This is a genomic window from Mesorhizobium sp., from assembly GCF_004962925.1.
Classification (GTDB): Bacteria; Pseudomonadota; Alphaproteobacteria; order Rhizobiales; family Rhizobiaceae; genus Mesorhizobium.
In genome coordinates this window covers 7,822-33,359 of sequence record NZ_SUEO01000019.1, presented here as the reverse complement: position 1 = coordinate 33,359, position 25,538 = coordinate 7,822, and the positions used below count along the sequence as shown (strand labels likewise).

28 protein-coding genes and 1 pseudogene are annotated in these 25,538 nt (G+C 61.6%); 20 read left to right on the top strand and 9 right to left on the bottom strand.

The genetic code is table 11. The features are described from left to right. Positions 1-123: 123 nt before the first annotated feature. Complete coding sequence (locus E5W87_RS06925; RefSeq protein ID WP_292395236.1) at positions 124-1,197, bottom strand: hypothetical protein; 1,074 nt, start codon at positions 1,195-1,197, stop codon at positions 124-126. Positions 1,198-1,294: 97 nt separating this feature from the next. Between E5W87_RS06925 and E5W87_RS06920 the strand changes: the two genes are divergently transcribed. The 8 genes from E5W87_RS06920 (at position 1,295) to E5W87_RS06885 (ending at position 9,905) form a co-directional block, all read left to right on the top strand. Next, on the top strand, positions 1,295-1,732 hold the full coding sequence (locus E5W87_RS06920; RefSeq protein WP_292395234.1) for a DsrE family protein: 438 nt from the start codon (positions 1,295-1,297) through the stop codon (positions 1,730-1,732). A 70-nt stretch (positions 1,733-1,802) separates the two neighbouring features. Then, positions 1,803-2,603, top strand: coding sequence for an SDR family oxidoreductase (locus E5W87_RS06915; RefSeq protein WP_292395232.1), 801 nt, complete (start codon positions 1,803-1,805; stop codon positions 2,601-2,603). 46 nt (positions 2,604-2,649) lie between these two features. Then, a complete protein-coding gene (locus tag E5W87_RS06910) occupies positions 2,650-2,958 on the top strand; it encodes a putative quinol monooxygenase (RefSeq protein ID WP_292395230.1) in 309 nt (102 codons plus the stop codon). Positions 2,959-3,028: 70 nt separating this feature from the next. Continuing rightward, a complete protein-coding gene (locus E5W87_RS06905) occupies positions 3,029-4,117 on the top strand; it encodes an AbrB family transcriptional regulator (protein ID WP_292395228.1) in 1,089 nt (362 codons plus the stop codon). 480 nt (positions 4,118-4,597) lie between these two features. Further along, on the top strand, positions 4,598-6,274 hold the full coding sequence (leuA, locus tag E5W87_RS06900; RefSeq protein ID WP_292395266.1) for a 2-isopropylmalate synthase: 1,677 nt from the start codon (positions 4,598-4,600) through the stop codon (positions 6,272-6,274). Between the two features lie 193 nt (positions 6,275-6,467). Next, positions 6,468-8,246 carry a hypothetical protein gene (locus tag E5W87_RS06895; RefSeq protein WP_292395226.1) on the top strand — a complete coding sequence of 593 codons (1,779 nt, stop codon included), beginning with the start codon at positions 6,468-6,470 and terminating at the stop codon, positions 8,244-8,246. Between the two features lie 99 nt (positions 8,247-8,345). Then, positions 8,346-9,149, top strand: coding sequence for an alpha/beta fold hydrolase (locus E5W87_RS06890; RefSeq protein ID WP_292395224.1), 804 nt, complete (start codon positions 8,346-8,348; stop codon positions 9,147-9,149). 132 nt (positions 9,150-9,281) lie between these two features. Further along, entirely contained in the window at positions 9,282-9,905 is a 624-nt protein-coding gene (locus tag E5W87_RS06885; protein ID WP_292395222.1) for a hypothetical protein, read from the top strand. A gap of 212 nt (positions 9,906-10,117) precedes the next feature. Here E5W87_RS06885 and E5W87_RS06880 read toward each other — a convergent pair whose 3' ends face one another. Beyond that, the gene (locus E5W87_RS06880) at positions 10,118-11,032 is read right to left on the bottom strand and encodes a metallophosphoesterase (protein ID WP_292395264.1); all 915 of its coding nucleotides are present in this window, start codon (positions 11,030-11,032) and stop codon (positions 10,118-10,120) included. A gap of 53 nt (positions 11,033-11,085) precedes the next feature. On the opposite strand from E5W87_RS06880, the gene E5W87_RS06875 reads away from it, so the two are divergent. Both E5W87_RS06875 and E5W87_RS06870 read left to right on the top strand, forming a co-directional pair. Beyond that, a complete protein-coding gene (locus tag E5W87_RS06875; RefSeq protein WP_292395220.1) occupies positions 11,086-11,586 on the top strand; it encodes an NUDIX domain-containing protein in 501 nt (166 codons plus the stop codon). A 78-nt stretch (positions 11,587-11,664) separates the two neighbouring features. Further along, positions 11,665-12,357, top strand: a complete 693-nt coding sequence (locus tag E5W87_RS06870; protein ID WP_292395218.1) for a substrate-binding domain-containing protein — start codon at positions 11,665-11,667, stop codon at positions 12,355-12,357. A 265-nt stretch (positions 12,358-12,622) separates the two neighbouring features. On the opposite strand, the gene E5W87_RS06865 is transcribed toward E5W87_RS06870, so the two are convergent. Further along, positions 12,623-13,612: a glutathione S-transferase family protein gene (locus E5W87_RS06865; protein ID WP_292395215.1), complete on the bottom strand. Its 990-nt coding sequence runs from the start codon at positions 13,610-13,612 to the stop codon at positions 12,623-12,625. A 283-nt stretch (positions 13,613-13,895) separates the two neighbouring features. On the opposite strand from E5W87_RS06865, the gene E5W87_RS06860 reads away from it, so the two are divergent. The 6 genes from E5W87_RS06860 (at position 13,896) to E5W87_RS06835 (ending at position 18,619) form a co-directional block, all read left to right on the top strand. Beyond that, complete coding sequence (locus E5W87_RS06860) at positions 13,896-14,432, top strand: GNAT family N-acetyltransferase (protein WP_292395214.1); 537 nt, start codon at positions 13,896-13,898, stop codon at positions 14,430-14,432. A 70-nt stretch (positions 14,433-14,502) separates the two neighbouring features. Then, positions 14,503-15,264, top strand: coding sequence for a 3-hydroxyacyl-CoA dehydrogenase (locus tag E5W87_RS06855; protein ID WP_292395213.1), 762 nt, complete (start codon positions 14,503-14,505; stop codon positions 15,262-15,264). A 7-nt stretch (positions 15,265-15,271) separates the two neighbouring features. Continuing rightward, positions 15,272-16,444, top strand: coding sequence for a CaiB/BaiF CoA-transferase family protein (locus E5W87_RS06850; protein ID WP_292395212.1), 1,173 nt, complete (start codon positions 15,272-15,274; stop codon positions 16,442-16,444). 39 nt (positions 16,445-16,483) lie between these two features. Then, entirely contained in the window at positions 16,484-17,263 is a 780-nt protein-coding gene (locus tag E5W87_RS06845; protein ID WP_292395211.1) for a HugZ family protein, read from the top strand. Between the two features lie 156 nt (positions 17,264-17,419). Continuing rightward, positions 17,420-17,758 (top strand): helix-turn-helix transcriptional regulator, encoded by a 339-nt coding sequence (locus E5W87_RS06840; protein ID WP_123149342.1) that lies wholly within the window; start codon positions 17,420-17,422, stop codon positions 17,756-17,758. Positions 17,759-17,815: 57 nt separating this feature from the next. Further along, a complete protein-coding gene (locus tag E5W87_RS06835) occupies positions 17,816-18,619 on the top strand; it encodes an RNA methyltransferase (RefSeq protein ID WP_292395210.1) in 804 nt (267 codons plus the stop codon). A gap of 29 nt (positions 18,620-18,648) precedes the next feature. Here E5W87_RS06835 and E5W87_RS06830 read toward each other — a convergent pair whose 3' ends face one another. Beyond that, a complete protein-coding gene (locus E5W87_RS06830) occupies positions 18,649-19,809 on the bottom strand; it encodes a hypothetical protein (RefSeq protein ID WP_292395209.1) in 1,161 nt (386 codons plus the stop codon). Positions 19,810-19,957: 148 nt separating this feature from the next. Then, positions 19,958-20,539, bottom strand: a complete 582-nt coding sequence (locus E5W87_RS06825; RefSeq protein WP_292395208.1) for a DUF1134 domain-containing protein — start codon at positions 20,537-20,539, stop codon at positions 19,958-19,960. Between the two features lie 356 nt (positions 20,540-20,895). On the opposite strand from E5W87_RS06825, the gene chpT reads away from it, so the two are divergent. Both chpT and E5W87_RS06815 read left to right on the top strand, forming a co-directional pair. Next, positions 20,896-21,525, top strand: coding sequence for a histidine phosphotransferase ChpT (gene chpT, locus E5W87_RS06820; RefSeq protein WP_127316798.1), 630 nt, complete (start codon positions 20,896-20,898; stop codon positions 21,523-21,525). 246 nt (positions 21,526-21,771) lie between these two features. Then, the gene (locus tag E5W87_RS06815; RefSeq protein ID WP_292395207.1) at positions 21,772-22,140 is read left to right on the top strand and encodes a response regulator; all 369 of its coding nucleotides are present in this window, start codon (positions 21,772-21,774) and stop codon (positions 22,138-22,140) included. A gap of 120 nt (positions 22,141-22,260) precedes the next feature. On the opposite strand, the gene ctrA is transcribed toward E5W87_RS06815, so the two are convergent. Further along, positions 22,261-22,956: a response regulator transcription factor CtrA gene (gene ctrA / locus E5W87_RS06810; protein ID WP_006203583.1), complete on the bottom strand. Its 696-nt coding sequence runs from the start codon at positions 22,954-22,956 to the stop codon at positions 22,261-22,263. 452 nt (positions 22,957-23,408) lie between these two features. On the opposite strand from ctrA, the gene E5W87_RS06805 reads away from it, so the two are divergent. Beyond that, positions 23,409-23,786, top strand: coding sequence for a flagellar export protein FliJ (locus E5W87_RS06805; protein WP_292395206.1), 378 nt, complete (start codon positions 23,409-23,411; stop codon positions 23,784-23,786). Positions 23,787-23,853: 67 nt separating this feature from the next. Here the strand turns inward: E5W87_RS06805 and E5W87_RS36020 are convergent. From E5W87_RS36020 to E5W87_RS06790, 3 genes and pseudogenes are all read right to left on the bottom strand, one after another. After that, positions 23,854-24,147: pseudogene (locus tag E5W87_RS36020) on the bottom strand (winged helix-turn-helix transcriptional regulator). Positions 24,148-24,248: 101 nt separating this feature from the next. Next, complete coding sequence (locus E5W87_RS06795) at positions 24,249-24,524, bottom strand: DUF1153 domain-containing protein (RefSeq protein WP_006203587.1); 276 nt, start codon at positions 24,522-24,524, stop codon at positions 24,249-24,251. 85 nt (positions 24,525-24,609) lie between these two features. Next, positions 24,610-24,759, bottom strand: coding sequence for a hypothetical protein (locus E5W87_RS06790; protein WP_292395205.1), 150 nt, complete (start codon positions 24,757-24,759; stop codon positions 24,610-24,612). Positions 24,760-24,796: 37 nt separating this feature from the next. Between E5W87_RS06790 and mnmA the strand changes: the two genes are divergently transcribed. Then, the coding region (mnmA, locus tag E5W87_RS06785) for a tRNA 2-thiouridine(34) synthase MnmA (protein ID WP_292395204.1) at positions 24,797-25,538 on the top strand (742 nt) is incomplete at its 3' end.

Sequence of the window (25,538 nt, the reverse complement as noted above, 5' to 3'; positions counted from 1 at the left end):
CGCCAGGGTGCGCAGCGGAGCATAATCCTGCACCGTGGCGGCGCGCACAAGTCACGGCATGGATCCTACGGTCTGCGCTGCGTCGCTACGCTCCTTGCTCCGCCATAGGTGACGAAGCGATCGTTATGGCGCGCAGGCAGCCTGCGGCATCGGCTCCAGCCGATAGACCTTGTCGTCGGATGCGGTCTCGCCTTCTGCCGCCTTCGAGCACAGGTCGACGATCGGCAGGCTGCTGTTGGGATTGGCCAGCATCATCGTGCCGTTGGCGCCGCGGCGCAGATAAATCTCCCTGGCCGCGATGTCGCAGGAAAAGTCGCTCGTCTTCGCGCTCGCCATGCAGCGCCACTGGCCCGCTTCGCCTTCACAACTGTAGCTCTGCGTAACCTTGGCGGCCTTGTGGCGCGTAGTGACGGAAACGGCAATGTCGGCACCACTCGGCCAGCTTGCCGGATCGCCATCCCTAGCGAAGGAGGCCAACTCGATCGGGCCCCGGAAAACCCGGATAGTGTGGGTAAGCTGATCGGGATGCGAGCCGAGATGCGCGGCATCGTAGTCGCGCCCGTAGCAGAAGGGCTGGTCCGGCTTCAGCCGCTCACGCAGCGGCGCTCCCAGCGCCGAATCGATCGGATCGATACGAGCGAATTCGGCCTTGCAGCTCTCAGCCGGCATGCGGTCGAGCCGAAAGCCGTCGTCTTCTGTGCCGAGTGCCTGATTGGTAAACTCCTTTTCGCCCAGCTCATCCTCGGCGCCGGCATCGAGATAAAGGTTGCGCTGCACGCTGGAGACGATCAGCCGGCCTTTTTCGTCGAGGTTGAGTGAGGCCATGGTGCGGTCGCATTCCATGCCGCAGTGGATCTCGCTCGACTGCGGCTCGCTTCTGCCGCACCAGCCGCCGACCCACTCGGGCTTCTTGGCGCCGCGCACCGTCGTGGCCACGAAGCCGTTGTAGCCGGACGGACCGCTACTCGGCTCCTCGTTCGGGTGGCTGACCGGATCGTTGCCATAGTAGAAGAAGATCCGTGCCACCTTCTGGTTCGGATGCGCCTTGAGATGTGCGGTGTCATAGACACGCCCGAAACAGGCATCCTTGCCGTCCGGGCTGAGTTCGGTGAGCTTGTCGTCGGCAAGGGCGGTGCCGGCAAGTGCGGCAAGCAAGGCGACACCAAGTCCGGCGCCCACTGTAGTCCTCGATGTCATGTGCCCCTCCTCGCCCGACAGGACGTGGCTTCAATTTATGCTAGGTTCGGGGCCGAAGCCACGCAATTTGCGAGGCCGGCAATAGAAGGATGAAGTCATGCGACGCCGCGACATTTTCCGCGTTGGACTTGCCGGAGCCGCCGGCCTTTTCGGGCTGCGCCAGGTCGAGGCAGCGGCCGTGGAAGAGGAAAGGCAAAAGGTCGCCTACCACCTCAGCGATCTCGACAAGGTCGGTTTCGTGCTGGGCAACATCAAGAACCACTATGACGGCACCGGCGGCAAGGTCGATATCGTGCTGGTCGTGCACGGACCGGCACTCGCCGCTTTCAAGTCGAAGAGCGCGTCGGCCGCCATTTCCAGCCGTTTTTCCGGTCTCGTTCGCGACGGGCTGACCCCGCATGCTTGCGCCAACACCATGCACGGCATGGATGTTGCGCTCGCCGATCTGCTCGATGGCTTCCATGCCGCCGAGACCGGCGGTGTCGTCAAGCTCGCCGAATTGCAGCGCCAGGGCTACGCCTATTTGCGGCCCTGAGACTCTACGGACTTGAACATCAGGGCGGCGAGGCCCTACGAAGAGCAGATAGTCGCCTGGAGGAATAGACGTGCCAGCCACCACAACCAGCCTTGTCACCCCCACCCTGGTCATCCCCGACCTCGCCGGCAAGGCGGTGCTGATCACCGGCGCTTCGACAGGCATCGGGGCCGCACTTGCCCTGGCTTACGCCGCACAGAAATGCCGTGTGGCGCTGCATTACAATTCAAGTCGGGCGGCGGCCGAAAACCTGGCCGGGACGATCCGCAACGGCGGCGGCGAGGTATTCCTCGTCCAGGGCGATTTCTCGATCCCCGCCGATGTCGAGCGCGTCGTCGAGGACAGTGCACAACACTTCGGCCGGCTCGATGGCCTGGTCAACAATGCCGGCGGCATGCTCGGCCGCGTGCCTTATGCCGAGCAGACCGAGGCGCATTACGACGCGGTGATGGACCTCAACGCCCGCTCCGTGCTGACCGCCTCGCGCAAGGCGATGCCATGGCTGAAGCGCCAGGGCGGCTTCATCGTCAACACCTCGTCGATCGCGGCGCGCAATGGCGCCGGCGGCGGCGCCGGCCTTTATGGCTCGGCCAAAGCCTTCGTCTCCAACGTGACCCGCGGCATGGCCAAGGAACTGATCGGCTTCAACGTCCGCGTCAACGCGGTGGCGCCGGGCACCATCGCGACACCTTTCCATGAGCGCTATTCGACCGACGAGCAGATGAAGGGCATGGTGGCCACCATTCCACAGGGCCGCGCCGGCACGCCGGAGGACTGCGTCGGTGCCTATCTGTTCCTCTCGTCCGCTGTGTTGAGCGGTTACATCACCGGCCAAGTGATCGAGGTGAATGGTGGCCAGTTGATGCCGTGAGCGGCGACCTGCATACTTGTCGCGACAACCAACGGAGAAACCGGCAATGTACGGTCTGATCGGCAAGATGCGGGCGATGCGGGGCCAGCGCGACGCAATGATGGACGTCCTGCTTGCCAGCATCGGCGCGATGCCCGGCTGTCTGAGCTACATCATCGCCACCGATCCAGCCGATGCCGACGCGATCTGGGTGACCGAGGTGTGGACCGACCAGGCAAGCCACAAGGCTTCGCTGCAACTGCCGGAAGTTCAAGCGGCGATCGCCAAGGCGCGGCCGATCATCGCCGGCTTCGAATTCCAGGTCGAGACGCAGCCCGTAGGCGGCTTCGGCCTGCCTGACGGCCAAACCGGCTGACACCTGAGAGCAGACGCATTTTTCACCACTGCGGGTTCGCATCTCCCCTCTTCAGGTCTAAGACGCGAATATGGACACCTTGCCAGACCAGCCGACCGTCGAACGTATGGCGCGGATGCCGAAAGTCTGGCAGTGGCTGGCCCTCCTGATCTTCTCGATCCTCTTTGCCGGCGCGCTGGAATTCGCCGCCTTGCCGGCGGCGCTGCTGATCGGGCCGATGCTGGCGGCGATCCTGGCCGGCACCAACGGCGCCACGGTGCGCATGCCGCGCCCTTTGTTCGGCGCCGCCCAGGCGATCGTCGGCTGCCTTGTCGCCGGCTCGATCTCCGCCGACATCTTTCCGGTCTTCTACAAGGAATGGCCGCTGTTCCTCGGCGTCGTGATGGCGACTGTCGCCGCTTCCAGCCTGCTCGGCTGGCTGATCAGCCGCTGGCGTATCCTGCCCGGCACCACCGCGGTCTGGGGCTCATCGCCGGGCGCGGCCACTGCCATGGTGCTGATGGCCGGCGCCTTCGGAGCCGACCAGCGCCTCGTCGCCTTCATGCAATATCTGCGCGTCATCTTCGTCTCGATGACTGCGGCGATCGTCGCAAAGATGTGGGTCGACACATCCGGCATCGAGATCCCGGCTATCATCTGGTTCCCGCCGATCGATCCAATGGCCTTTGCCGCGACACTTGGTGTGGCGCTCGTCGGTAGCCTCATCGGCAAGCTGCTCGGGCTGCCGTCGCCCTTCTTCCTCGGCACCTTCATTTTCGGCACGACGGTGCATCTCGGACTAGGCGTGACGATGCAGTTGCCGCCCTGGCTGCTCGCCCTCGGCTATACGATGATCGGCTGGACCATCGGCCTGAATTTCACCAGGGCAATTCTGCGCCACGCGACGCGGGCGCTGCCGCAGATCGTCGGCTCGATCATCATCCTCATCGCTTTCTGCGGCGGCCTCGGCTTCATGATCAGCCATGTGCTCGGCATCGATCCGCTGACCACCTATCTGGCGACCAGCCCCGGCGGCATGGATAGCGTCGCCATCATCGCCGCCGCCGCACAGCACGTCGACATCTCCTTCGTCATGGCGCTGCAATCGGCCCGCTTCCTTGTCGTGCTGCTGATCGGGCCAAGCGTGGCGCGGCTGGTGGCGCGAAGTCTGAGGGAGTAGAGTGTAATCAACGCCTGCTGAGACACCGGCGGCGCTGTGGCCCAGTGCTCAAGGAGCGCCAGTCCTTCGGCCCACTGTCGTTCGGCCCACTTGCCTCTCCTTGGCCGCTCCTGTATGAAAACCGCCATGACTATCCGCGCCACCCCCGTCGCTTCCCGTCAGACCGGCTTTGCCGGTGAGACTGTGCGCGCGCTTGCTTCCACCCTGCTGCTTCTCGGCCTTATCGGCGATCGCCGGGTTCGCTGAAGGAGCGCCCGGCGGTCGAACCGCCGCTCACGCGCACGCTCCTTGGCCAGTCTCAAAATTGGCAAGTCACATCAAGCGAATGAACATTTGATAAGGCGCCGCTCGGCACCAAATCCGTCTGAAGGCGGATCCCGCGAGCCGCCGGGAGAGACGACAATGAACGCACGAGAAGAAATCCACGCAGACAGCGGAGAGCCAAAGGTAGCCCGGGGCATGCCCGAGGCAGCCCGGGGCATGCCGGAGGCAGCCAGGAAATACCAACCTTACCCGACCGTCGGTCTCACCGACCGCATTTGGCCGTCGAAGGTCATCGACAAGGCGCCGATCTGGTGCTCGGTCGACCTGCGCGACGGCAATCAGGCGCTGATCGACCCGATGGGCCACGAGCGCAAGGCGCGCATGTTCGCCCTGCTCCTCGACATGGGCTTCAAGGAGATCGAGATCGGCTTCCCATCGGCCTCGCAGACCGATTTCGATTTCGCCCGCTGGTGCATCGAAGAGGGCAACGTATCAGCCGATGTCTCGCTGCAGGTGCTGGTACAGTGCCGGCCGGAACTGATCACCCGCACCTTCGAGGCGCTGCAGGGCGCCACCAACCCGATCGTGCATTTCTACAATTCGACCAGCGAATTGCAGCGCCGCGTCGTCTTCGAGAAGGACATCGCCGGCATCAGGCGGATCGCCACCGACGCAGCCAAGATGATCACCGACATGGCGGCGAAGGCCGGCGGCTTCTATCGTTTCGAATATTCGCCGGAGAGCTTTACCGGCACCGAGCTCGAAGTGGCGCTGGAAATCTGCAACGCCGTCACCGAGATCGTGAAGCCGACGGCGGAAAACAAGCTGATCATCAACCTGCCGTCCACGGTCGAGATGTCGACACCCAACATCTATGCCGATCGCATCGAATGGATGTGCCGCAACCTCGACAACCGCGAGAACCTGCTCATTTCGCTGCATCCGCACAACGACCGCGGCACCGGCATCGCCACCACCGAACTCGGTCTGATGGCGGGCGCGGATCGCGTCGAAGGCACGCTGTTCGGCAATGGCGAGCGCACCGGCAATGTCGACATCGTCACCCTGGCGCTCAACATGTACACGCAAGGCGTCGATCCCAAGCTCGACTGCTCCGACATCAACCGGATGAAGGACGTCTACGAATATTCGAATCAGTTGAAGATCCCCGAGCGCCATCCCTATGTCGGCGAGCTCGTCTACACGGCGTTTTCCGGCTCGCACCAGGATGCCATCAACAAGGGCATGAAGGCGTTGCGCAAGGCCAACACGCCATACTGGGAAGTGCCCTACCTGCCGATCGACCCGGCCGATGTCGGGCGCAACTACGAGGCGATCATCCGCATCAACTCGCAGTCCGGCAAGGGCGGCATCGCCTATGTGCTGCAGGCGGACTACGGCCTCAACCTGCCGCGCAACCTGCAGATCGAGTTCAGCCAGGCGATCCAGGCGATCACCGACGCCGAAGGCAAGGAGGTGCCGGTCAAGCGCATCTACGAGCGCTTTCTCGACACCTATGTCGACCAGCCCGGCGCGCGGCTGAAGTTCCTCGACCACCACACCTATCCGGACATCGAGACCAAGGGCCGGCGTGCGGTGGAGGCGGTCATCCTCGACAGCGGCAAGGAGGTGACGATATCAGGCTCCGGAACCGGCCCGATCGACGGCTTCGTCGACGCGCTGTCGCGCCATGTCGGCGTGCCGATGTCGGTGCTCGACTATTCGGAGCACTCCATGCAGCGCGGCTCGAATGCCTCGGCCATTTCCTACGTCGAGATGGAGCACCCCGGCGGCAAGCTGTTCGGCGCCGGCATCAACACCAACATCGTGGCCGCTTCGCTGGAAGCCGTGGTTTCCGCCGCCAACCGTATCATCGGCCGAAAGGTCGACTAGACAAGCGTCGAAAGCTAACAGCTGGAGCAAGATGAACCCAGATGGTATCATCTTGCTCCGGCCTTTCGCACCATTAACCACCGGCGAATTATCCGGTGGGGTACGCGATCGCATAATGGATGCATGCTTGTATGGCAGTGCAGGCTCTATATGATTGCGTCTTAACCTGTGCCGACTTCGAAAGGATCGACACTTGCAGCATGCCACGCCTGCCGCCCCCGCAGTGCGCGAGACGTTGGAGCGATTGCTAGCCAGCGAAACGTTCGGACGATCCGAGCGAGCGCGTAAACTGCTTCGCTATCTGGTCGAGCGCGAGCAGGCAGGCGAAGCCGACAAGCTCAAGGGCTTTTCCATCGCGATGGATGTTTTCGGCAAGGACGGAGATTTCGATCCGTCGACCGACGCCGTTGTGCGGGTGCAGGCGGGCAGGCTGCGCGAGCTTCTGCAACATTACTTCGCCAATGAGGGTGTTGCCGAGCCGATCCGCATCGCTATTCCGCGTGGCGGCTATGTTCCATCCTATGAACTCAACGCGATCCGCCTGCCGGTCGAGCCGGTGCCGGAGGAACACACCGAGGCGGCGGCCACTTTGTCGGGATCGCTCGAAGAATCCGGCGTGGCCGCTCGTGCCGCATCGTTGATGTCGCCTGTCGTTCGCGAGCCGGCACCCTCGCTGCTGCGCCATCTCCAGTTCTTCTGGTTGGCGATCGCTCTCGTCATCGCCATGCTGGGCGTACTGATCCTTCGCCAGGGAAGCGGCGCATTGCTGGCGGGAAGCGACACCGCGTCGACGATCGAAAACGCAGTGGCAACCGGCAGTATTGCGCCATGGGCTCCGATTGAAACCCTTCCGCTCGTCTACATTGCGGTGAAAGCCGACAGCGCCGAGGCTGCCCGCGTCGCGGCATCGCTGCGCGCCGGCCTCAGCGGCTTCGATACGGTCAACTTCATCGGTCGGGACGCCGACGGCCCTCCCGATCCGGTCACCGATGCAATCAGCTTCGTATTCGATGTCTTGCCGGGACCAACGGCAGGCGATGTCACCCTGGAGCTTCAAAGCGTGGCGACCGGACGGGTCCTGCTGTCACGCAATTTGACCGCCGCCGACAGCACACCCACTACCGTCGAGGACAGTGTCGCCGGCATTTTGAGTTCGGCCGTTCCCGCCTCGGGCACGATCTACAACTATATCGAGCAGAGCGGTCTTCAGACCGGCCTGACGGAATGTCTGCTGCTCAACGACAAGTACTATCTCGACCAGAGCGCCAAAACCCATGAGGCTGCCTATCGCTGTCTCGAAAACCTGGTCAATCGGGATGCGAAATCGTCGCTCGTCTATTCGGAACTTGCGGCCCTGCATCTCGAGACGGCGACAGATCACTACGCCTATCCAGCCGGCGCAACGATCGAACAGGCGCTATCGCTTGCCCGTCGCGCCGTGCAGATGGGGCCGACCAGCCCTTATGCGCACCGTGCCTATGGCTATCTCAATTCCCGCCTCGGCAATTCGGAGGAATCGATCCGCTGGATGCGTAAGGCCTACGAACTCAACCCTTACGATCTCAGCATGGCGGCAGCTTACGCCTATGGGCTGATTTTCGCCGGCAGGTACAGGGAGGGAACACCGATCCTTGCTCACGCCGCCGAAACCTCCAGCGCCCATCCGACCTGGTGGGACTACGGGCTTTTCGTCGGCCAGTTCATGACGGGCGATATGAACAAGGCCGCGCTTGCCAGCGAGGCGTTACAAGCGACGCCGACGAAATCGCACTATCTGGCTGCGCGGCTGATCGGCGCGAAGGCAGCCGGCCGCGGTCAACTGGCGCACGAACTCCTGGACCAGATGACTGTCAAATTTCCGAAATTCGTTGCCGATCCGCGCGCGACCTTTGTCGAGAGGAGGTACCCCGCCGACCTGACCGACCGGCTGGTCGAGGCCTTGCGTGCCGCCGGACTAGGCAATGCCAGCTAGAAAATAGCACGGCTGATCGCGAAAATTTTACTGGCCATCGTCTTGGACAAGGCGCAATCCAGCCACAATTCGCAATTCGCATAAAAACCATAAATTTTCATGATTTCATCCCTTTACGCTGCAGAACGGGGCGCCGGCCCGAGGACAATTGCCTTCCTGCATGGCTTCGGCGGCTGCCACGGCGACTGGCACGAGGTGATTTCGACACTGGCGTTTGGTTCACGGACGCTGGCCTACGATCTTCCGGGCCATGGGCTATCCCTCGATTTCCCGGGTGGCGGTCCGGCCAAGGCGGCCGCTCGGGCCGTTCTTGCGGACCTCGCCGCACGCAGAATTAAGAGGGTGCATCTCGTCGGCCATTCGATGGGCGGAGCGGCGGCAGTGCTGATGGCATTGGCCGAACCCGAAAGGATAGCGTCGCTGACGCTTCTGGCGCCGGGCGGTTTTGGGGCTGAGATCAATGGGCCGCTGTTGCGCCGTTATGCCGCCGCTGCCGGGAAGCGTGAAATCCGCGCCTGCCTCGCCGCCATGTCCGGACCGCAAAGCCTGCCCTCGGAGCGCATCGTGGATGTCCTTGGCGAAATGCGTGCCCGTCGCGGCCAGTTGCAGAAACTTGTCGAGATCGCGGCAGCCATGACCAGGGGCGATCGGCAGGGCGTCATCCCGCGCGAACGGCTCGAAACGCTTGATATGCCGGTGATGGTGGTTTGGGGGATAGATGACGCGGTGCTGCCCTTCACCCAGGCCGATGATCTGCCGACGCATTTCCACCTGCACCATGTGTTGGAGGCCGGCCATATGCTGATCGAGGAAGCGCCCGGCCTGATCGCCGAGATCGTCCGCCGCAATATGAAACGCCGCAGCAGGCCGCTTCGTCCGAAATCCGCCGCCGCGGCGAACTGATCCGCTCCTGCCAAAGCGCGGCTTCGAGCCTGATTTTGTCCGGCAAGCCGGTTAAAGGCTATCGATCTCGCAAGTGCATTTTGCCAACGGCTGTGTTAATTCGATGTTAACCAAACCCGCGAGGCAACGCCGATGAAGGACGCAGGCGAGAACATCACACAGATCGATCAGTCGCGAAAACTGTCCGATGCCATCCGCGACGTGAAAAACGCCTTCGCCGACCGCGACGACGTCGTGGTCGACATGCGCGAGGCGCATCGCATGCGGCTCGATTTGCTTGCCGCCGAACTCGCGCCCATCTTTGCCGACGTGCCCTCCGACATGGACAATTTCGACTTCGCCGTCTCGTCCGGGCTGCAGCCGCGCCTATGGATTGACGCCGTCAGCCATGTCGCCATGGGACGCGACCGCCGCACCTATCGCTTCCTTAGGGATACGCGCATCGGCCGCGTGGTGCTCGCCGAATCGACCGAGATGAAACCGGTTGCCGACCAGGTGACGCGCTACGTCGCGGAGCGCGTCGTCGAACGCCAAAGAATGATGGAAGGCGGGGTCGAGCAAGCTGTTGCCGGCCTGAAACGTGCCTTGGTCCCGGAAGCCGAGCCGCCACTCCGATCCGTCCCGCGCGGCAAGGGTTGGTCGGCCTTCCTCTCCGGTCTCGGCCTGATCGCCGCCGGCGCCCTGGTCGGGCTGGCTGTATCGATCGTGTTGTTCTGGGACCGCCTCGTTGCGATGGGACTGAGCGTCACGCCATGATCCTGAACCGAAGGCCCGCATAGCGAAAATTGGAATCCGGTTTTCGGAAAAGATCATGGTCAAACACTGAGATAGAGCCCCATCCCGATTTCATCGGGATGGAACGGACTCTAAAGCGCATCGCATTCGACCGGCCCCATGCGACGCGCTTTAGATTGTTGTTTATGCATGTCGTCATCGCAAAACCGCTGCGCACTTTTGCGGGACATGCATTAAGCCATAGCGTCCGCGCCAAGTTCCAGAACCTCCAGATCGGAAGGCGGGATGGCCGGCCCGGTCAGGCCACGTCGCGTCAGCTTGATCCGCCAGTTGTCCTTTTCGCCATCGATCTCCAACAGATTATATTGCGCCGCTGGGTGCCTGCCGCCTGGCGCCTGCCCGGCAGCGGCGACGCCGACCACTGGAATTTTGGCGCCGCGCCCACCGATGAAGAACAGCGTCGGCTCGTGCGAATGGCCGTGCAGCACAAGCTCGGCCCCATACCGCTGAACGATCTTGTGGAAGCGGGCGATGCCGAACAGCCGCTTGGGCTGCGAAACGGCGCCGCGCACTGGCGGATGGTGGATCATGATCACCCGGAACAGTCCGCGCTTGGCCGTGGCATCGAGCACTTCGCGCAGCCTTTCCGCCTGGTCTTCCAGAAAAAAGCCGTTGGCCATGAACGGAGCCGTGGCCCGCGCCGTCGTCACACCGATCAGCGCGACATTGCCACGCACGCGCAGATAGGGAAAGGCGTCTCGGTCGACCGGCGTATTAACGCCGTCGCCGGTCATCCATGCCGTCCACGACCGGCAGGCCTTGTCGAAGGCGCCAGGCACATAGGCGTCGTGATTTCCCGGAACGACGGACACATCATCGGGCGAACCCAGCGTCTCCAGCCAGTGCTTGCCCATCTCGATCTCGCCATCGAGCGCCAGATTGACCAGATCGCCGGTGACAGCCAGGTGATCCGGTGCGCTCGCCTTGATATCGGCGACGATCGTGTCGATCACGGCATCGCGCATGTGGCGGCGGCGGTTGCGCTGCCAGTTGACGTAACCGACCACCCGCTTGGAGGCGAGATCGCGATAGGTTACACCGGGAAGCGGTCCCAGATGGATATCGGAAATATGCGCGAGCCTGAACATCCTCTCTTCATAAGCGACGCGCGCGCTGCTTTCCACCCACGGTTTCGTGGGTGATGACGCGCCCCGAACCGGAGGAGGCCTTCCGCCAGACCAGCTGGCCAGGTCTCAGGGCAAGGCTGTTTCATCTGTATTTCGTGCTGCGGCGACCGATGACGCTCGGCGTGCGCGGCTTGATCCATGACCGCACGTCCAATTCCGTCTTCCTCATTCGCCACACCTATGTACCGGGCTGGCAGCTTCCCGGTGGTGGCGTCGAACTGGGTGAGACGATGATCGAGGCGCTGGTGCGCGAGCTCTCCGAGGAGGGCAACATAGCATTGACCGCGCCGCCGGTGCTGAAATCGATGCATTTCAACAGGCGGGCCAGCCGCCGCGACCATGTCGGCCTCTACTTGGTCGAGCAATTCAATCAGACGGCGCCGAAGCTGCCGGACCGCGAGATCGCCGCAGCCGGTTTCTTTCCGCTCGATCGCCTGCCGGAAGGAACGACGCCGGCCACGTTGCGGCGGATTGCCGAGATTTTTGGCGACGCGGCGGCGTCGCCTTACTGGTGATTTCTGAAGGGCGGTTTATCTTGCAGGCTAGCTACGTATTGTGAGGAAGGTCGTTTCGACCGATTTCGGGGTTAGGCCATGACTCAGGAGATCCGGCTTTTTGGCGCTATTGCGGTCCGACCCGCCGTCCTTGCTCTCATATCCCCGTTCGAAACGGCCACCGGATTCACAGTTGCGGTCAAGTGGGAGCTCAATCCGACAGTAAAGAAGCATATTGAAGCTGGAGAGCCTTTCGACCTCGTCATCATCAATCCGAACCTGGTTCAGGATCTGACCGCCTTGGGAAAGGTCAAGGCGGGGAGCCAGGTAGCGTTTGGCCGGATAGCAATGGGAGTGGCAGCCAAGGCAGGCAGTCGACCGCTCAACATTGGGTCCGTGGAAGCATTCGAACATGCATTGAGGCGCGCCAGATCAATCGCTTACGCCGGTGAAGGAACCAGTGGTGGCTACTTCACCGGTTTGCTGGAACGCTTGGGAATAGCGGATGAGGTGAAGCCCAAGCTGGTGGCCGTATCAGGAGGGCAGACAGCGCTGGCCGTAGGCCGTGGGGAAGCCGAGTTGGGGGTCGTTCCCGTGACTTCGATTCTCGCCGCCGCTCCCGAGGTCATGCTTGTTGGTCGGTTTCCGGCAGAACTCCAAAGTTACGTTGACTTCGCCATCGGCATCAGCGCCGATTCAAGAGACGCAGAAGCCGCCAAGCAGCTGTCGGAATTTCTGATGTCGACTGCCGTTGATGACATCTTGGCGTCAAAGGGTGTCGAGCGCCGCTAAGAGCAATTCCAGGAAAAGTGCATAGCGGTTTTCCGTCCGGAATTGCGTAAAAACAAATAGTTAGAGCGGTTCGGCGATTCTATCAAAAGCTGAACCGCTCTAAGAGCGTGCTTGATAAGCAGCGATCGGCTCACGGCCATCGTCCGATAAGTGTTGCGCCGGCTTCTCGAATCTGTTCGGCAAAACCTCGTTGAAGGCCAATCGCACCAGACCGATCCAACTCGACACCGAGCCCTTCCGGTAGCCTGCTGCCGAGCGGCTGCGCTCACGCCGCCGTCCTGAACCGCACCCGATTATGCGGCGCCGCGTAGTCCAGCTCTGGTCCGACCGGCACGATACGCGTCGGGTTGATCGTTTCGTGGCTGCCGTAATAGTGCGCCTTGATGTGGCGCAGGCTCACCGTGCCTGCAACTTCAGGCACCTGATAGAGGTCGCGCAGATAGTTCGACAGGTTCGGATAGTCGGCGATGCGGCGCAGGTTGCACTTGAAATGGCCGACATAGACCGGATCGAAGCGGACCAGCGTGGTGAACAGCCGCCAATCGGCCTCTGTAATGCGGTGACCAACGAGATAACGCTGGCGAGACAGACGGTCCTCGAGTTGATCGAGCACCGAGAACAGTTCGCCAAACGCTTCCTCATAGGCCGCCTGCGTGGTGGCGAAGCCGGCGCGGTAGACGCCGTTGTTGACTGAGGGATAGACCAGCGCATTGACCGCGTCGATCTCGCCGCGCAGTGCTTTCGGATAGAAATCGAGGCTGGTATCGCCCCATTCGTCGAAGGCTGAATTGAGCATTCGGATGATCTCGGAGGACTCATTGGAGACGATTGTCTGTTCTCGCCTGTCCCATAGAACCGGCACCGTCACGCGGCCGGAATAGGCGGGATCGGCCTTGGTGTAGATCTGATGCAGGAAATCGAGGCCGTAGAGCGTGTCGCCGGTGGCGCCGTCCTCGGCCAGGAACGTCCAGCCATTGGCGCCCATGAAATGATGGACGACCGAGACCGAAATCACGTCCTTGAGCCTCTTCAGCGCTCGAAAGATCAGCGTCCGGTGCGCCCAGGGACAGGCAAGCGAGACATAGAGATGGTATCGACCGGGCTCGGCCTTGAAGCCGCGGTTGCGGCCTTCGGCCGGTGCGCCATCGCGAGTGACCCAATCGCGCCATTGCGACTGTGCCCGCACGAACTTGCCGCCACTGCCCGCGGTGTCGTACCCGCGATCATGCCACATGCCGTCGACCAGTAATCCCATGCGATATCCTTTCGTCTCCGTAAGGATGTAGGCGCAAGCTGACCAAGCGGAAATCGCCAGGCGTTGAACAGTCCGTCAATCGCCAGGGCAGCGAGGAGGGTGGCAACCGAAAACGGCCGATTGCAGTGGCTGAAGATTGGTGCTAGCGGACAATCCGCATGTTTGACTTTGCTTTGATCCGGTTCGACCGACGACGAAAGGGCGCCCGCGCTTGATGAAGCGCTGACTGGCGAATGCTGCCGTTTGCAGCAAACCTTTCCCCGTATACCGGAACGCAAAGACCATGAGCCTTGCCGACGTGAAATACCTGCCGGAAACTCCGGCGCATGACCTCGAGATCGAAGCCATCAACGACGAAGCCTTCGGGCCGGGCCGTTTCGTGCTGGGCGCCTACAAGATCCGCGAGGGCGGTCCGCATGAACGCGCCCTGTCCTTCGTGGCTGTCGATGGCGATATCGTTGTCGCCTCGGTGCGCATGACGCGTATCGCGGCCGGCGTCGGCCGCGCGCTGATGCTCGGGCCGCTTGCCGTGCGGCCAGCCTTCAAGAATCTCGGTATCGGCCGCCGGCTGGTGGCAATCGCGCTGCAAGCCGCCGCCAAGGCCGGCATGCCTGCCGTGATGCTTGTCGGCGACGAGCCCTATTACGGCCCGCTCGGCTTCAAGAGAATCCCGCGCGGGCAAATCTCCATGCCGCGCCCGGTCGATCTCGACCGGCTTTTGTCGCATGAGATCGTGCCGGGCGCGGTGGCAAGGCTGGTAGGGGAGGTTTGCCACGCCGATCAGGCAAGGGTTGCCGCGCACGTCGCCGCGATGGCGTGACCATCCGGATGCTGTTGCGCCGTCCTGTCGGGCTTCGTAGCATGTGCGCGGCAGGATGGAGGACGCCGGCATGAATCCGAACGGCCAGATTGCGATCGTCACCGGCGGTGGCTCCGGCCTCGGCGAGGCGACGGCGCGTGCGCTGGCCGCGAAGGGCGCCGGCGTTGCCATCCTCGACCTCGGCATCGACCGTGCGATGCAGGTTGCGGCCGATATCGGCGGCATCGCCATCCAATGCGACGTGAGCAGCGCCGAAGGCGGTGCTGCTTGCGTGGCGGAAGTGGCAAAAAGGCTCGGCGAACCCCGTATCCTGGTCAATTGCGCCGGCATCGCCATCGGCATGAAGACGATCGGCAAGGACGGTCCGCACCCGCTCGACCAGTACCGCAAGGTGATCGAGGTCAACTTGATCGGCACCTTCAACATGATCCGCCTCGTCGCCGACCGGGCCGCGAAGCTTGAGCCGCTGGAGGGCGGCGAGCGCGGTGTCATCGTCAACACCGCATCGGTCGCCGCCTATGACGGTCAGATCGGCCAGGCGGCCTATTCAGCCTCCAAGGGCGGCGTCGTCGGCATGACGCTACCGGTGGCGCGCGACCTCGCCCGGTCGGGCATTCGCGTCTGCACCATCGCGCCCGGCATCTTCAAGACGCCGATGATGGCCGGCATGCCGCAAGACGTGCAAGATTCGCTGGGCGCCGCGGTACCCTTCCCGTCCCGTCTCGGCGAGCCTTCCGAATATGCAGCCCTTGTGCTGCACATCGTCGAAAACCAGATGCTCAACGGCGAGACCATCCGCCTCGATGGCGCCATCCGCATGGCGCCGAAGTAGCCCGACCATGAGTGCCGAAGTCTCCTCGCTGGCGAAGACCGGCCCGCTCGCCGGTCTGACGGTGATCGAGATGGCCGGGATTGGACCGGTGCCGCTGGCCGGCCTGATGCTGTCGGAGATGGGAGCGGAGGTGTTGCGCATCGAGCGGGCTGGGTCGACGCAACCATTTCTGCAACTACCGGATGAGTACGACATCGACCGCCACGGCCGCTCCATCCTGCGGATTGACCTGAAGCGTCAGGAAGGTGTCGAACTGGTGCTGCGCCTTGCCGAAAAGGCCGACATGCTGATCGAAGGGTTTCGTCCTGATGTCATGGAGCGGCTTGGTCTCGGGCCGGATGCCGCACTGGCGCGCAACCCGGCGCTGATCTACGGCCGCATGACGGGGTTCGGCCAGGACGGACCGCTATCGGGTCGTGCCGGCCACGACATCACCTATCTCGCCTATTCGGGTGTGCTGCACGCTATCGGCCAGGAAGGAAGCCGGCCAGTCCCACCGCTCAACCTCGTCGCCGACTATGGCGGCGGCGCCATGATGCTGATTGCCGGCGCGCTGGCCGCGCTGTTTGAGCGTTCGCGCTCCGGCAAGGGCCAGGTGATCGACGCCGCGATGACCGAGGGCGCTTCGATGCTGACGACGCCTGTGCACGCCTTGATGGCGGCGGGCCTGTGGAGTGACACGCGCGGCGCGAACCTGCTCGATTCCGGCGCCCCCTTCTACGACACCTATGAGACGGCGGACGCACGGCACGTCGCCGTCGGCTGTCTTGAACCCAGGTTCTTCGCCGAATTCGCAAGACTGCTGCCGCTCGACGAGCGTTATGTACGCAGCCAATACGACAGGACCTTGTGGCCAGAGATGCGCGCCGCCATTGTCGATCGGGTCGGGCAGAAGACACGGGACGACTGGGACCGTCTCTTTGCTGCGACCGATGCTTGCGTTGCGCCGGTTCTGTCGCTGCGGGAAGCCAGGGATCATCCGCACAATCGCGCTCGCAACGCCTTTGTGACGTCGGGTGCGTTTGAGCGCCCCGCCCCAGCGCCGCGCTTTTCGTGCTCTCGGCCGACGCTTGCCGCCGTGCCGGTCGATCACGATCGTCAGGCGGCGACCGTGCTGGCACACTTCGGCCTTTCGGCAAGCGAGACTGAGGCCCTTGTCAAATCAGGTGTGATAGGTTGATAACTGGAGATTAAAAATCAGCTTAAGACGGTGTGCATTTTGGGCGACCGAAAGAAGGACGTGATTCGCGAGACCGACGCCGAAGCCATCAGGCTGGCGAAGACGCTGATCCGCAGTGCCCGTTTCGGCGCGCTGGCGGTGATCGAGCCCGGGACCGGTTCACCGCTGGCCAGCAGGGTCGGTGTCGCCACCGATATCGACGGCACGCCGCTGATCCTCGTATCGATGCTGTCCGCCCACACCGGCGCGATCCTTGCAGACCCGCGCTGTTCCCTGCTTGTCGGCGAACCCGGCAAGGGCGACCCGCTGGCGCACCCGCGGTTGACGCTTGTCTGTCGGGCGGCACGGCTTGAGCGCGGATCCGGCGAGCACGCACGCGCCGAACGGCGTTATCTCAACCGTAACCCCAAGGCGAAGCTCTATGCCGGACTTGGCGACTTCTCGATCTTCCGTCTCGAGCCGGAGCGTGCCAGTCTTAACGGCGGCTTTGGCAAGGCCTACTTGCTCAAGCGCACCGATCTGATCACGACGGCGCCGATCGTCGAAGAGCTTGCCGCTGGCGAACAATCCGCCCTCGACCACATGAACGCCGACCACCGCGATGCAATTGCCGTCTACGCGCGCCATTTTGCCAAGGCCGCAGGCGACGGCTGGGTCATCACCGGCTTCGACGCCGACGGCATGGACTTGGCATTGGGCGACGATGTCTGCCGGGTCTTCTTCCCCGAGCCACTGAGGACTGCGCGTGAGCTCAGGCATGTTCTGGTCGACATGGCAAAGACTGGCCGAGTGGCAGACGAAACACAGTCCGACAGTTAATCGCGTCGGGGTTGAAAGCAAGTCTTGAGGTTTGAGTGAAATGTTCTACCCTTTCCCGGTAGCGTTGAATCGTCAGCGCACATTCGCGAGTGAGTCTATGGAATCAGACGCTATTGCCCCCATAGCGCCGGATGAGCAGGAAGGTATGGGGGATCAATGGTCTCGAAAAAGCTAATCGCCAACGCCGAATCAGCGGCTGCGTTTCTGACGCTGATGGGCAACGAGAAACGACTGTTGATCATGAACTATCTGGCCGACGGTGAAATGTCGGTCGGCGCTATCGCCGAGAAGGTTCTGCTCAGCCAATCCGCCTTGTCACAGCATCTGGCCAAACTGCGGGCGCTCGATCTCGTCGAGACCCGGCGCGACCGGCAGATGATCTACTATTCCTGTAAATCCGATGCCGTGCGCGAACTTCTCAACACGCTGGACGGGATTTTCGGCGAGGGTGAGCTGTCGCAGATGGCGTACCGCCTGCGTCGCTCCGGGACTTGACCGGCCGGCCCAAGTTCTCCTTCCCTCGCTGACCTTTTTTCGTCCGCCGAGGCAAGCATGCGCCCCATTCGTATCGACGATCCGCAAGACCCGTGCGTCGCCGCCTATCTCGACATCCGCGAGCGCGACCTTGCCGGCCGGCAAGGCCGTTTCGTTGCCGAAGGCAAGGTGGTGCTCGAAATGCTGCTCGCAGCCGAACGCTTCACGGCCGAATCGGTGCTCATACTCGAAAACCGGCTGGCCGGCCTCGATGCAACCCTGCGCCGGGCGCCCGCGGACCTTCCGATCTATGTGGCGACCAGCGAGGTCATGGACAGGATTGCCGGCTTTCACATGCATCGCGGCGTATTGGCGATCGGCCGCAAGGGTGCGGCGCAGCCTGCGGAGGCCTTGCTGGACACCCTGCCCGCCCGCGCGTTGATCATCGTGCTGGTCGGCATCGCCAACCATGACAATATGGGCTCTATCTTTCGCAATGCCGCCGCTTTCGGCGCCGATGCGGTGTTTCTGGATACGACCTGCTGCGATCCGCTGTACCGCAAGGCGATCCGCGTCTCGGTCGGTGCCGTGCTGAAAGTTCCCTTCGCCTGCTTCACCGAGACCGTCGGCTTCACCGCAACGCTCGACCGGCTGGGCTTCGGCCAGTTCGCTTTGTCGCCGCGCGGGCGAACCGAGATTCGTAATGCGAAAAGGACTGAACGGCTGGCGCTCTATCTCGGCACCGAAGGCGAAGGCCTGCCCGAGTGCCTGCTCGCCCGCCTGCAGACGGTGCGGATCGATATGGCAGCAGGCTTCGACAGCCTGAACGTCGCCGCCGCGTCAGCCATCGCCTTGCATCATTTTTCGGCAGGCAGGACGTGAGCCGCAGAGGTCAGCATCGCTGACTGGGTTCAATGCGCCGATTCGGCCTTCTGCAGCGCCCGCACGCGATCGGCAAGGCTGCGTTCGCCGCTTCCTGATTGCGCAAGAACCTTTGCGATCGGCGAATCCGGCCCGTCGAGCTTCGCCGTCAGGGCGACGACCTGCGCCGCCAGGTCGCTCATCTGCTCGCGCAACGCAGCGCTGGCGCGGCGCGCATCGCTGCCGCCTTCCGATTTGGACGCCTCGAAGGCGGCAAGATCCGTTTTCAGTTTCTTGTTCTCGCGGGCCAATTCCGTCAGCCTCGCCTCCAACCGCTCCCGGTCGCTGTCGAGCTTGGCGATGGCTTTTTCGATGTCGTCGTCGCCCTTGACGGCCGCATCGGCCTGACTGCCTTGCACTCCGACGAGCCGCATCGCCGACGCGTTTTCCACGCTTTCGCCTTTCGACTTTTCGCGAAGCCGCGCGATTTCCTTTTCGCGGCGCTCAAGCTTGTCCTCGCGATCGGCAAGCGTGGCGAGCAGGCGCTCGACCTTCTTGACCAGTTCGCCGGTCCTTTTCTTCTCGACCTTCAGCGCGTCTCGCACGGCCTTGCTCTCGGCCGCGATCTCCTGTTGCCGCCTGTCCGCCTCCTTGCGTTGGCCGCGCAACACCGAAATGTCGTCGGCCAGCTTTTGCAGTTCGGATTCGCGCGCCACAAGTTCGATCTGGCGGCTGCTGGAAGAAAAGCTGGCGTCGTCATACATGTGCTCCAGCTTTTTCAGCTCGAGCACACGCTTTTCCAGGGCATGCTCGGCTTGAGCGAGCCGATCCGACAAAAGCTGCAACTGGTCTTCGCGCTGCCGAAATTCTTTGCCCTTGGCCTCGAGTTCGGAAAGGGCCTGTTTCTTGTCCTTTCGCTCGACCGCCAGTTCCTTCAGTGCCTCGCGGCCGCGGCCGATCTCGACAAGCTGTTCGGCCGATTTCTCGCGCAGCGATTTGACGCTCATCTCGAGCCGGCGGGTCGACATGGCGAACTCGGCGCGGATGCGATCCTTCTCCGCCTGGATCTCGGCCAGCGTCAGCGGCATCGAGCCCTCGACGCGCTTGCGCGTCAGCATCACGGCCCGCCGCCAGATGGCCGGGGCAATTATCAGCGCCAGAAAACCGGCGCAGAGAAAGCCGAGGACAAAGAACAGGACCGACTGAACCAAGGTGACTATCCGTTATGGACGGCAAACAACCGTTATGGACTGTGCCACGTTCGCATGACGGAATTCCAGTGCTGCGGCAAGGGTCTGCCGCAGCAATGTTCAGATCGTCAACCCTGGAACCAATCGAGATGACGAGGCAACCGCTTGCTCAGAACGGATTCCAGGTGGCGCGCTGGGTAAGCTTGAGATAGCCGAGGTTGACGCCAAGCCGAGCGCCGACGCCGGTACGGATCGGAACCAGCAGCACATTGTTGTTCTTCATCACGTTGAAGCCCACGCCAGCCACGATATAGGCAGAGCCGGCAACGCCGCCGAAACGATTGTAGAGGCTGTTCACATCGTCGAGATTATAGACCAGCATCATTACCCGCGAGCCCTCGCCGCCAAAGTCCCAGCCAAGCGAGGGACCCTGCCAGAACACTTTGTGATCGCCGGCATTCTTGGTGTAGAGGGTGCCTTCGCCATAGGTCAGGCCACCGATCAGCGCTCCCGAGCCCTCTTCGCCAAGCAAATAGCCATTGGGCAGGCCGTAGGAGGCGAAAATCTTCTCGACGACGGTAGCGAGCCCGCCCGACGTCGCGCCGAAGAATTTATGACCGGAATCGACGATCTCCTGAGAGGTATATTCCTGGGCCCGCGAAGCCGAGGTTGAAAAGACGACAAGGCCCATGAGAGCGATCGCCATTGAGAAGACACGGAAAAAGCTCCGGTCGTAGTATCGGGAAAACATGCTTCCAATCTCCGTCAGGGAGCACCTTCGCCGACGCCTCGCATCCGTACGGCTCTTTGGCGGCCGTTAAGGATGACTGTTATGGGCAAACTATGCCGTAATCCTTTTTCAACCATTAAGCTTTCACATGAAGATGGCGGTTAGAAGGCTGGTGTCGAGCCGGTTTCGCGTCGCCCGCGCAGTATCCGCACCCTGCGTGAACACACCATTTTCGATAACGACAATTCCGGATTTGTTGCTGCACGCTCAGGCGCTGTGTATTCAGTAGGCCTTGGGAGAGAGCGTGATTCGTGTGGGCAGGCGTGATCATCGATCGCCCAGCCATTTTTAGTGAAATTTTGCAGGGACTTTCGCCGATGGCCGAGCTTTTCACCCTTTCCGCACCCGATCTTGCAGCGCTTTTGTGCAGCCGGGTCTGCCACGACATCATTTCGCCGGTCGGCGCGATAAACAATGGGCTCGAGCTGCTCGATGAAGGCGGCGCCGACGAAGACGCCATGAAATTGATTCGCCAAAGCGCCAGAAACGCTTCGGCCCGCCTGCAATTCGCCCGCATCGCCTTCGGCGCAGCCGGTTCTGCCGGCATGATGATCGACACGGGGGACGCCGAGGCGGTTGCGATCGCCTTCCTGAAGAACGAGAAGCCGGAACTGGTCTGGAACGGGACCCGTGCGCTGCTGCCCAAGAACAAGGTCAAGCTGCTGCTCAACCTTATTCTCGTCGCCAACGCCGCCATTCCGCGTGGTGGCAAGCTTACGGTCACGCTTGAAAACCTCGACACCGAACCACGCTTTGCACTCGCCGCGAGCGGTCCGATGCTGCGCGTGCCGCCCAAATTCCTGGAACTCCATTCCGGCAACAAGCCTGAGGAGCCGATCGACGCGCATTCGGTGCAGCCCTATTACACGCTGCTTCTGGCGCGCGAGGCCAATATGACGATATCGATCCACGCGACCGCGGAAGAAATCGTGCTATCGGCTGCCTGAAGCTACTAAGCTGATCGAAAAGAACAGATAAGTATTTTCTAGACAATATTTATTACATCAGCACAGCCGAATGAAATGAGTCTTCGCACCTAGATCGGCTTGAAGCATCGATCCAGAACTTTCTGTATAAGCCGTTCTTGCAAAAATTTTACCTAATGGCTTTTCGGCTTCTTTACCGGATTGACCTACGGTGCCTTTCAGTACCGCGACGCTGCCGGATTGCCGCATGGCAAAGAGGGCCCGGAAATGAAACGCTGCATGTTCGTCGACGATTCGAGCGTCATCAGGAAGGTTGCAAGGCGAATCCTGGGCGGGTCCGACATGCTGGTCATCGAAGCCGCCAGCGGATTTGATGCGGTCGAGATGTGCACTGCCGACATGCCGGACATCATCGTCATCGACGGCGCCTTGCCGGACATGCAGGCGGTGGACGTCATCCGCCGCCTGCGCGCCATGGAAAGCCCGGTTCAGCCCCAGATCCTGATTTCGCTGGTTGAGGTCGACGTCGCTTCGATCATGCGGGCAAAGCGCGCCGGCGCTCAAGGCTATCTGTTGAAGCCGTTCAATCGGCCGCAACTTCTCGAGTGCTTCCGCACGTTGAGCGTTGCAGCCTGATTCGCCGAACCCCTCGCGCACGATCCCGGGAAATCGGCGCTCCAATACCTGCGACATGAACGCAAAACCCGGCCGAAGCCGGATTTTTGTCGGAAAATCGATCGGATCGGCGTTGTCGGCTCAGGCGCTGACGCGGATATCTTCCGGCTCGCGCAGCACATAGCCGCGACCCCAAACCGTCTCGATGTAATTCTGGCCGCCTGAAGCGGCGTCAAGCTTCTTGCGCAGCTTGCAGATGAAGACGTCGATGATCTTCAGCTCCGGTTCGTCCATGCCGCCGTAAAGGTGGTTGAGGAACATTTCCTTGGTGAGCGTGGTGCCCTTGCGCAGCGAGAGCAGCTCCAGCATCTGATATTCCTTGCCGGTCAGATGGACGCGCTGGCCACCGACCTCAACGGTCTTGGCATCGAGATTGACCACCAGGTCGCCGGTGGTGATGACCGACTGGGCATGGCCCTTGGAGCGCCGCACGATAGCGTGGATGCGGGCGACCAGTTCGTCCTTGTGGAACGGCTTGGTCATGTAGTCGTCTGCGCCGAAGCCGAGGCCACGTACCTTGTCCTCGATGCCGGCCATGCCGGAGAGGATAAGGATGGGCGTCTTCACTTTGGAAAGGCGAAGTGTTCTCAAGACCTCATACCCCGACATATCGGGAAGATTGAGATCGAGAAGGATGATGTCATAGTCGTATAGCTTGCCTAGATCGACACCTTCTTCGCCAAGGTCGGTCGTATAGACATTGAAACTTTCCGATTTCAGCATCAGCTCGATGCTTTGTGCGGTCGCACTGTCATCTTCTATCAGCAGAACACGCATTTCATTCCCCTTTTCTGCCGCCGGACCATTTCACGACCCGTCCAGGACCGGAGCAGTGATTGCCTGAGCAGAGGCTGCCATCGAATGGTTAACAAAACCTAATTCCGTGCCGTTGACGGTACCAGATTTTTTAACCCCTTTCTACACCTTGTTGAATCTAATAGTGAATCACAGAACCAAACCGCTAATGCAAAACATTAATAAGCCAGACTAAGTGACTCCAGAGACTCGTCGGCAGCGCTTCCGCATCGAGATGCCGGAATTTTTACCCGGCCTTAAGTCCTGAGCCGTATGATTAACAATGCCCGTAAACGAATGGTTACCGCCGGCAAAAAACTTTAGGAATTTGTTTCCCATAGTTCCGGTAAAGTCGGTGGAAACGGGTGAAGCCTGAGGTTTGCCAGGTGGATTGGACGATATGTGCAGGTGTGCGTTTCCAGGAGTACCGAATCATGAAGTCACGTGAAAACCTCGTTCGGCTGAAGCAATTTCAGGTGAACGAGAAGCGGCGGCAACTGCTGCAACTCGACATGATGATCGCCGAATTCGAGCGCATGGCTGTCGAACTGGAGCTGCAGATCAATGCCGAAGAAAAGAAAGCCGGCATCACCGACATCAACCATTTTGCCTATCCGACCTTCGCCAAGGCAGCGCGCCTGCGCCGCGACAACCTCAGAAATTCGCAAAGCGACCTCGCCCAGCAACGAAGCGTTGCCGAATCACTGCTCGGCGAAGCCGAAGCGGAGCTTTCCAAAGCGGAAATGCTCGAATCGCGCGACACCAAGATCCGTGACGCCGAGACCGGCGGCCGCAGCGCCATGATCGGCTGAAAACAAGGCTTTTAAGGACCAATCAACTCTGGAACGTCCCCGCTCATTGGTCGGGCCGTCATCAGGCTTACGCCACCGGATCCCCTTCATGTTCCGCGACCGCCCGCGCCGGGCATCCTTGATGTCGGAGGCATGCTGCTCTGACCAGGACCTGATCTGATTGAGCAGCCCCGCCAGGTTCTAGCCGAGCTCGGTCAATTCGTATTCGACCCGCGGCGGGATAACCGGAAAGATCTCGCGCCGCACCAGGCCATCGCGTTCAAGCCCGCGCAGCGTGTGCGTCAACATGTTCGGAGAAATGCCTTCGAGCTTGCGCCAGTTCGCCGTTGCGCAGCCGGCCTCGACGCAGCGCGCAGACCACCAGATAGACCGGCAAGGGTGGTGCTGGCGATCTAAAACCGGAGAAATCGTTCGGCAAATAATAGAAAGGGCGCGGATTGCCGCGCCCTTCTTCAAACAGCCTTAATGCCGATATTGCTGGATGCGCGTCGTGCGCAGCCCAGCAAGGCCATACTCGTCGATCGACGCCTGCCAGGACAGGAATTCCTCGGTGGTCAGCTTGTAGCGCTGGCACGCCTCTTCGAGGCTCAAAAGCCCGCCGCGTACAGCTGCCACCACTTCCGCCTTGCGCCGGATAACCCAGCGGCGTGTGTTCGTCGGCGGCAGATCGGCAATCGTAAGAGGGCTGCCGTCAGGCCCGATAACATATTTGACTCGCGGTCTAACAAGATCGGTCATCGTACTCTCTACTAAAAACTCAAAGACCCAATCCCCACCACATTACCGCCACAGCTTTAAAAATTGCCTAAGCGAACCCTAATAGCTAGGTAAGGATCATGAACGCCGCGTTAGTCTTTTCGTCGGCATTTGAGATATCTGCCGGCAAGCGCCGAATCCGTTCAAAAAAATCGGCCAGTGCGCGAAGCTGGCGCACCTGGAAAGCTTGACCTATATTCCGGCCATTGGCATTCAAGCGCCGTCATCCAGGCGCCATGCAGAACGAAAGAACTATGAACAGCCTCGACCTTCCCGGACGTCCCGAAAACACCCGCATCGTTGTCGCCATGTCGGGCGGTGTCGACTCGTCGGTCGTTGCCGGTCTTTTGAAGCATGAAGGCTATGATGTCGTCGGCGTCACGCTGCAGCTCTACGACCATGGCGCGGCAACGCACCGGGCCGGCTCGTGCTGCGCCGGCCAGGACATCGACGATGCCCGTCGCGTCTCCGAGACGCTCGGCATTCCGCATTATGTGCTCAATTACGAGGAGCGCTTCCGCAAGGCGGTGATCGACCCCTTCGCCGAGAGCTATGTGGCCGGCGAAACGCCGATCCCTTGCGTTTCCTGCAACCAGACGGTGAAGTTCGCCGACCTTTTGGCGACCGCCAAGGAGCTTGGCGCCGACGCTCTGGCCACCGGCCATTACATTCGCTCCGGCGCCAATGGCGCCCATCGCGCACTCTACCGGCCGGTCGACGCGGACCGCGACCAGAGCTATTTCCTGTTCGCCACCACGCAGGCGCAGATCGATTATCTGCGCTTTCCGCTCGGCGGCCTGTCGAAGCCGCAGGTTCGCGCCATCGCCGAGGAAATGGGGCTGACGGTCGCCGCCAAGCAGGACAGCCAGGACATCTGCTTCGTGCCGCAGGGCAAATATTCAGACATCATCGCCAAGCTGAAGCCGACTGCCGCCAATCCGGGTGATATCGTCCATATCGACGGCCGCGTGCTCGGTCGCCATGAAGGCATTTTGC

What these genes read in the sequence shown, in the direction of transcription:
- E5W87_RS06925 (WP_292395236.1), bottom strand. Translation starts at nt 1,197, where the DNA reads ATGACATCGAGGACTACAGTGGGCGCCGGACTTGGTGTCGCCTTGCTT.
- E5W87_RS06920 (WP_292395234.1), top strand. Translation starts at nt 1,295, where the DNA reads ATGCGACGCCGCGACATTTTCCGCGTTGGACTTGCCGGAGCCGCCGGC.
- E5W87_RS06910 (WP_292395230.1), top strand. Translation starts at nt 2,650, where the DNA reads ATGTACGGTCTGATCGGCAAGATGCGGGCGATGCGGGGCCAGCGCGAC.
- E5W87_RS06905 (WP_292395228.1), top strand. Translation starts at nt 3,029, where the DNA reads ATGGACACCTTGCCAGACCAGCCGACCGTCGAACGTATGGCGCGGATG.
- leuA (WP_292395266.1), top strand. Translation starts at nt 4,598, where the DNA reads ATGCCGGAGGCAGCCAGGAAATACCAACCTTACCCGACCGTCGGTCTC.
- E5W87_RS06890 (WP_292395224.1), top strand. Translation starts at nt 8,346, where the DNA reads ATGATTTCATCCCTTTACGCTGCAGAACGGGGCGCCGGCCCGAGGACA.
- E5W87_RS06885 (WP_292395222.1), top strand. Translation starts at nt 9,282, where the DNA reads ATGAAGGACGCAGGCGAGAACATCACACAGATCGATCAGTCGCGAAAA.
- E5W87_RS06880 (WP_292395264.1), bottom strand. Translation starts at nt 11,032, where the DNA reads ATGTTCAGGCTCGCGCATATTTCCGATATCCATCTGGGACCGCTTCCC.
- E5W87_RS06875 (WP_292395220.1), top strand. Translation starts at nt 11,086, where the DNA reads ATGACGCGCCCCGAACCGGAGGAGGCCTTCCGCCAGACCAGCTGGCCA.
- E5W87_RS06870 (WP_292395218.1), top strand. Translation starts at nt 11,665, where the DNA reads ATGACTCAGGAGATCCGGCTTTTTGGCGCTATTGCGGTCCGACCCGCC.
- E5W87_RS06865 (WP_292395215.1), bottom strand. Translation starts at nt 13,612, where the DNA reads ATGGGATTACTGGTCGACGGCATGTGGCATGATCGCGGGTACGACACC.
- E5W87_RS06860 (WP_292395214.1), top strand. Translation starts at nt 13,896, where the DNA reads ATGAGCCTTGCCGACGTGAAATACCTGCCGGAAACTCCGGCGCATGAC.
- E5W87_RS06855 (WP_292395213.1), top strand. Translation starts at nt 14,503, where the DNA reads ATGAATCCGAACGGCCAGATTGCGATCGTCACCGGCGGTGGCTCCGGC.
- E5W87_RS06850 (WP_292395212.1), top strand. Translation starts at nt 15,272, where the DNA reads ATGAGTGCCGAAGTCTCCTCGCTGGCGAAGACCGGCCCGCTCGCCGGT.
- E5W87_RS06840 (WP_123149342.1), top strand. Translation starts at nt 17,420, where the DNA reads ATGGTCTCGAAAAAGCTAATCGCCAACGCCGAATCAGCGGCTGCGTTT.
- E5W87_RS06835 (WP_292395210.1), top strand. Translation starts at nt 17,816, where the DNA reads ATGCGCCCCATTCGTATCGACGATCCGCAAGACCCGTGCGTCGCCGCC.
- E5W87_RS06825 (WP_292395208.1), bottom strand. Translation starts at nt 20,539, where the DNA reads ATGTTTTCCCGATACTACGACCGGAGCTTTTTCCGTGTCTTCTCAATG.
- chpT (WP_127316798.1), top strand. Translation starts at nt 20,896, where the DNA reads ATGGCCGAGCTTTTCACCCTTTCCGCACCCGATCTTGCAGCGCTTTTG.
- E5W87_RS06815 (WP_292395207.1), top strand. Translation starts at nt 21,772, where the DNA reads ATGAAACGCTGCATGTTCGTCGACGATTCGAGCGTCATCAGGAAGGTT.
- ctrA (WP_006203583.1), bottom strand. Translation starts at nt 22,956, where the DNA reads ATGCGTGTTCTGCTGATAGAAGATGACAGTGCGACCGCACAAAGCATC.
- E5W87_RS06805 (WP_292395206.1), top strand. Translation starts at nt 23,409, where the DNA reads ATGAAGTCACGTGAAAACCTCGTTCGGCTGAAGCAATTTCAGGTGAAC.
- E5W87_RS06795 (WP_006203587.1), bottom strand. Translation starts at nt 24,524, where the DNA reads ATGACCGATCTTGTTAGACCGCGAGTCAAATATGTTATCGGGCCTGAC.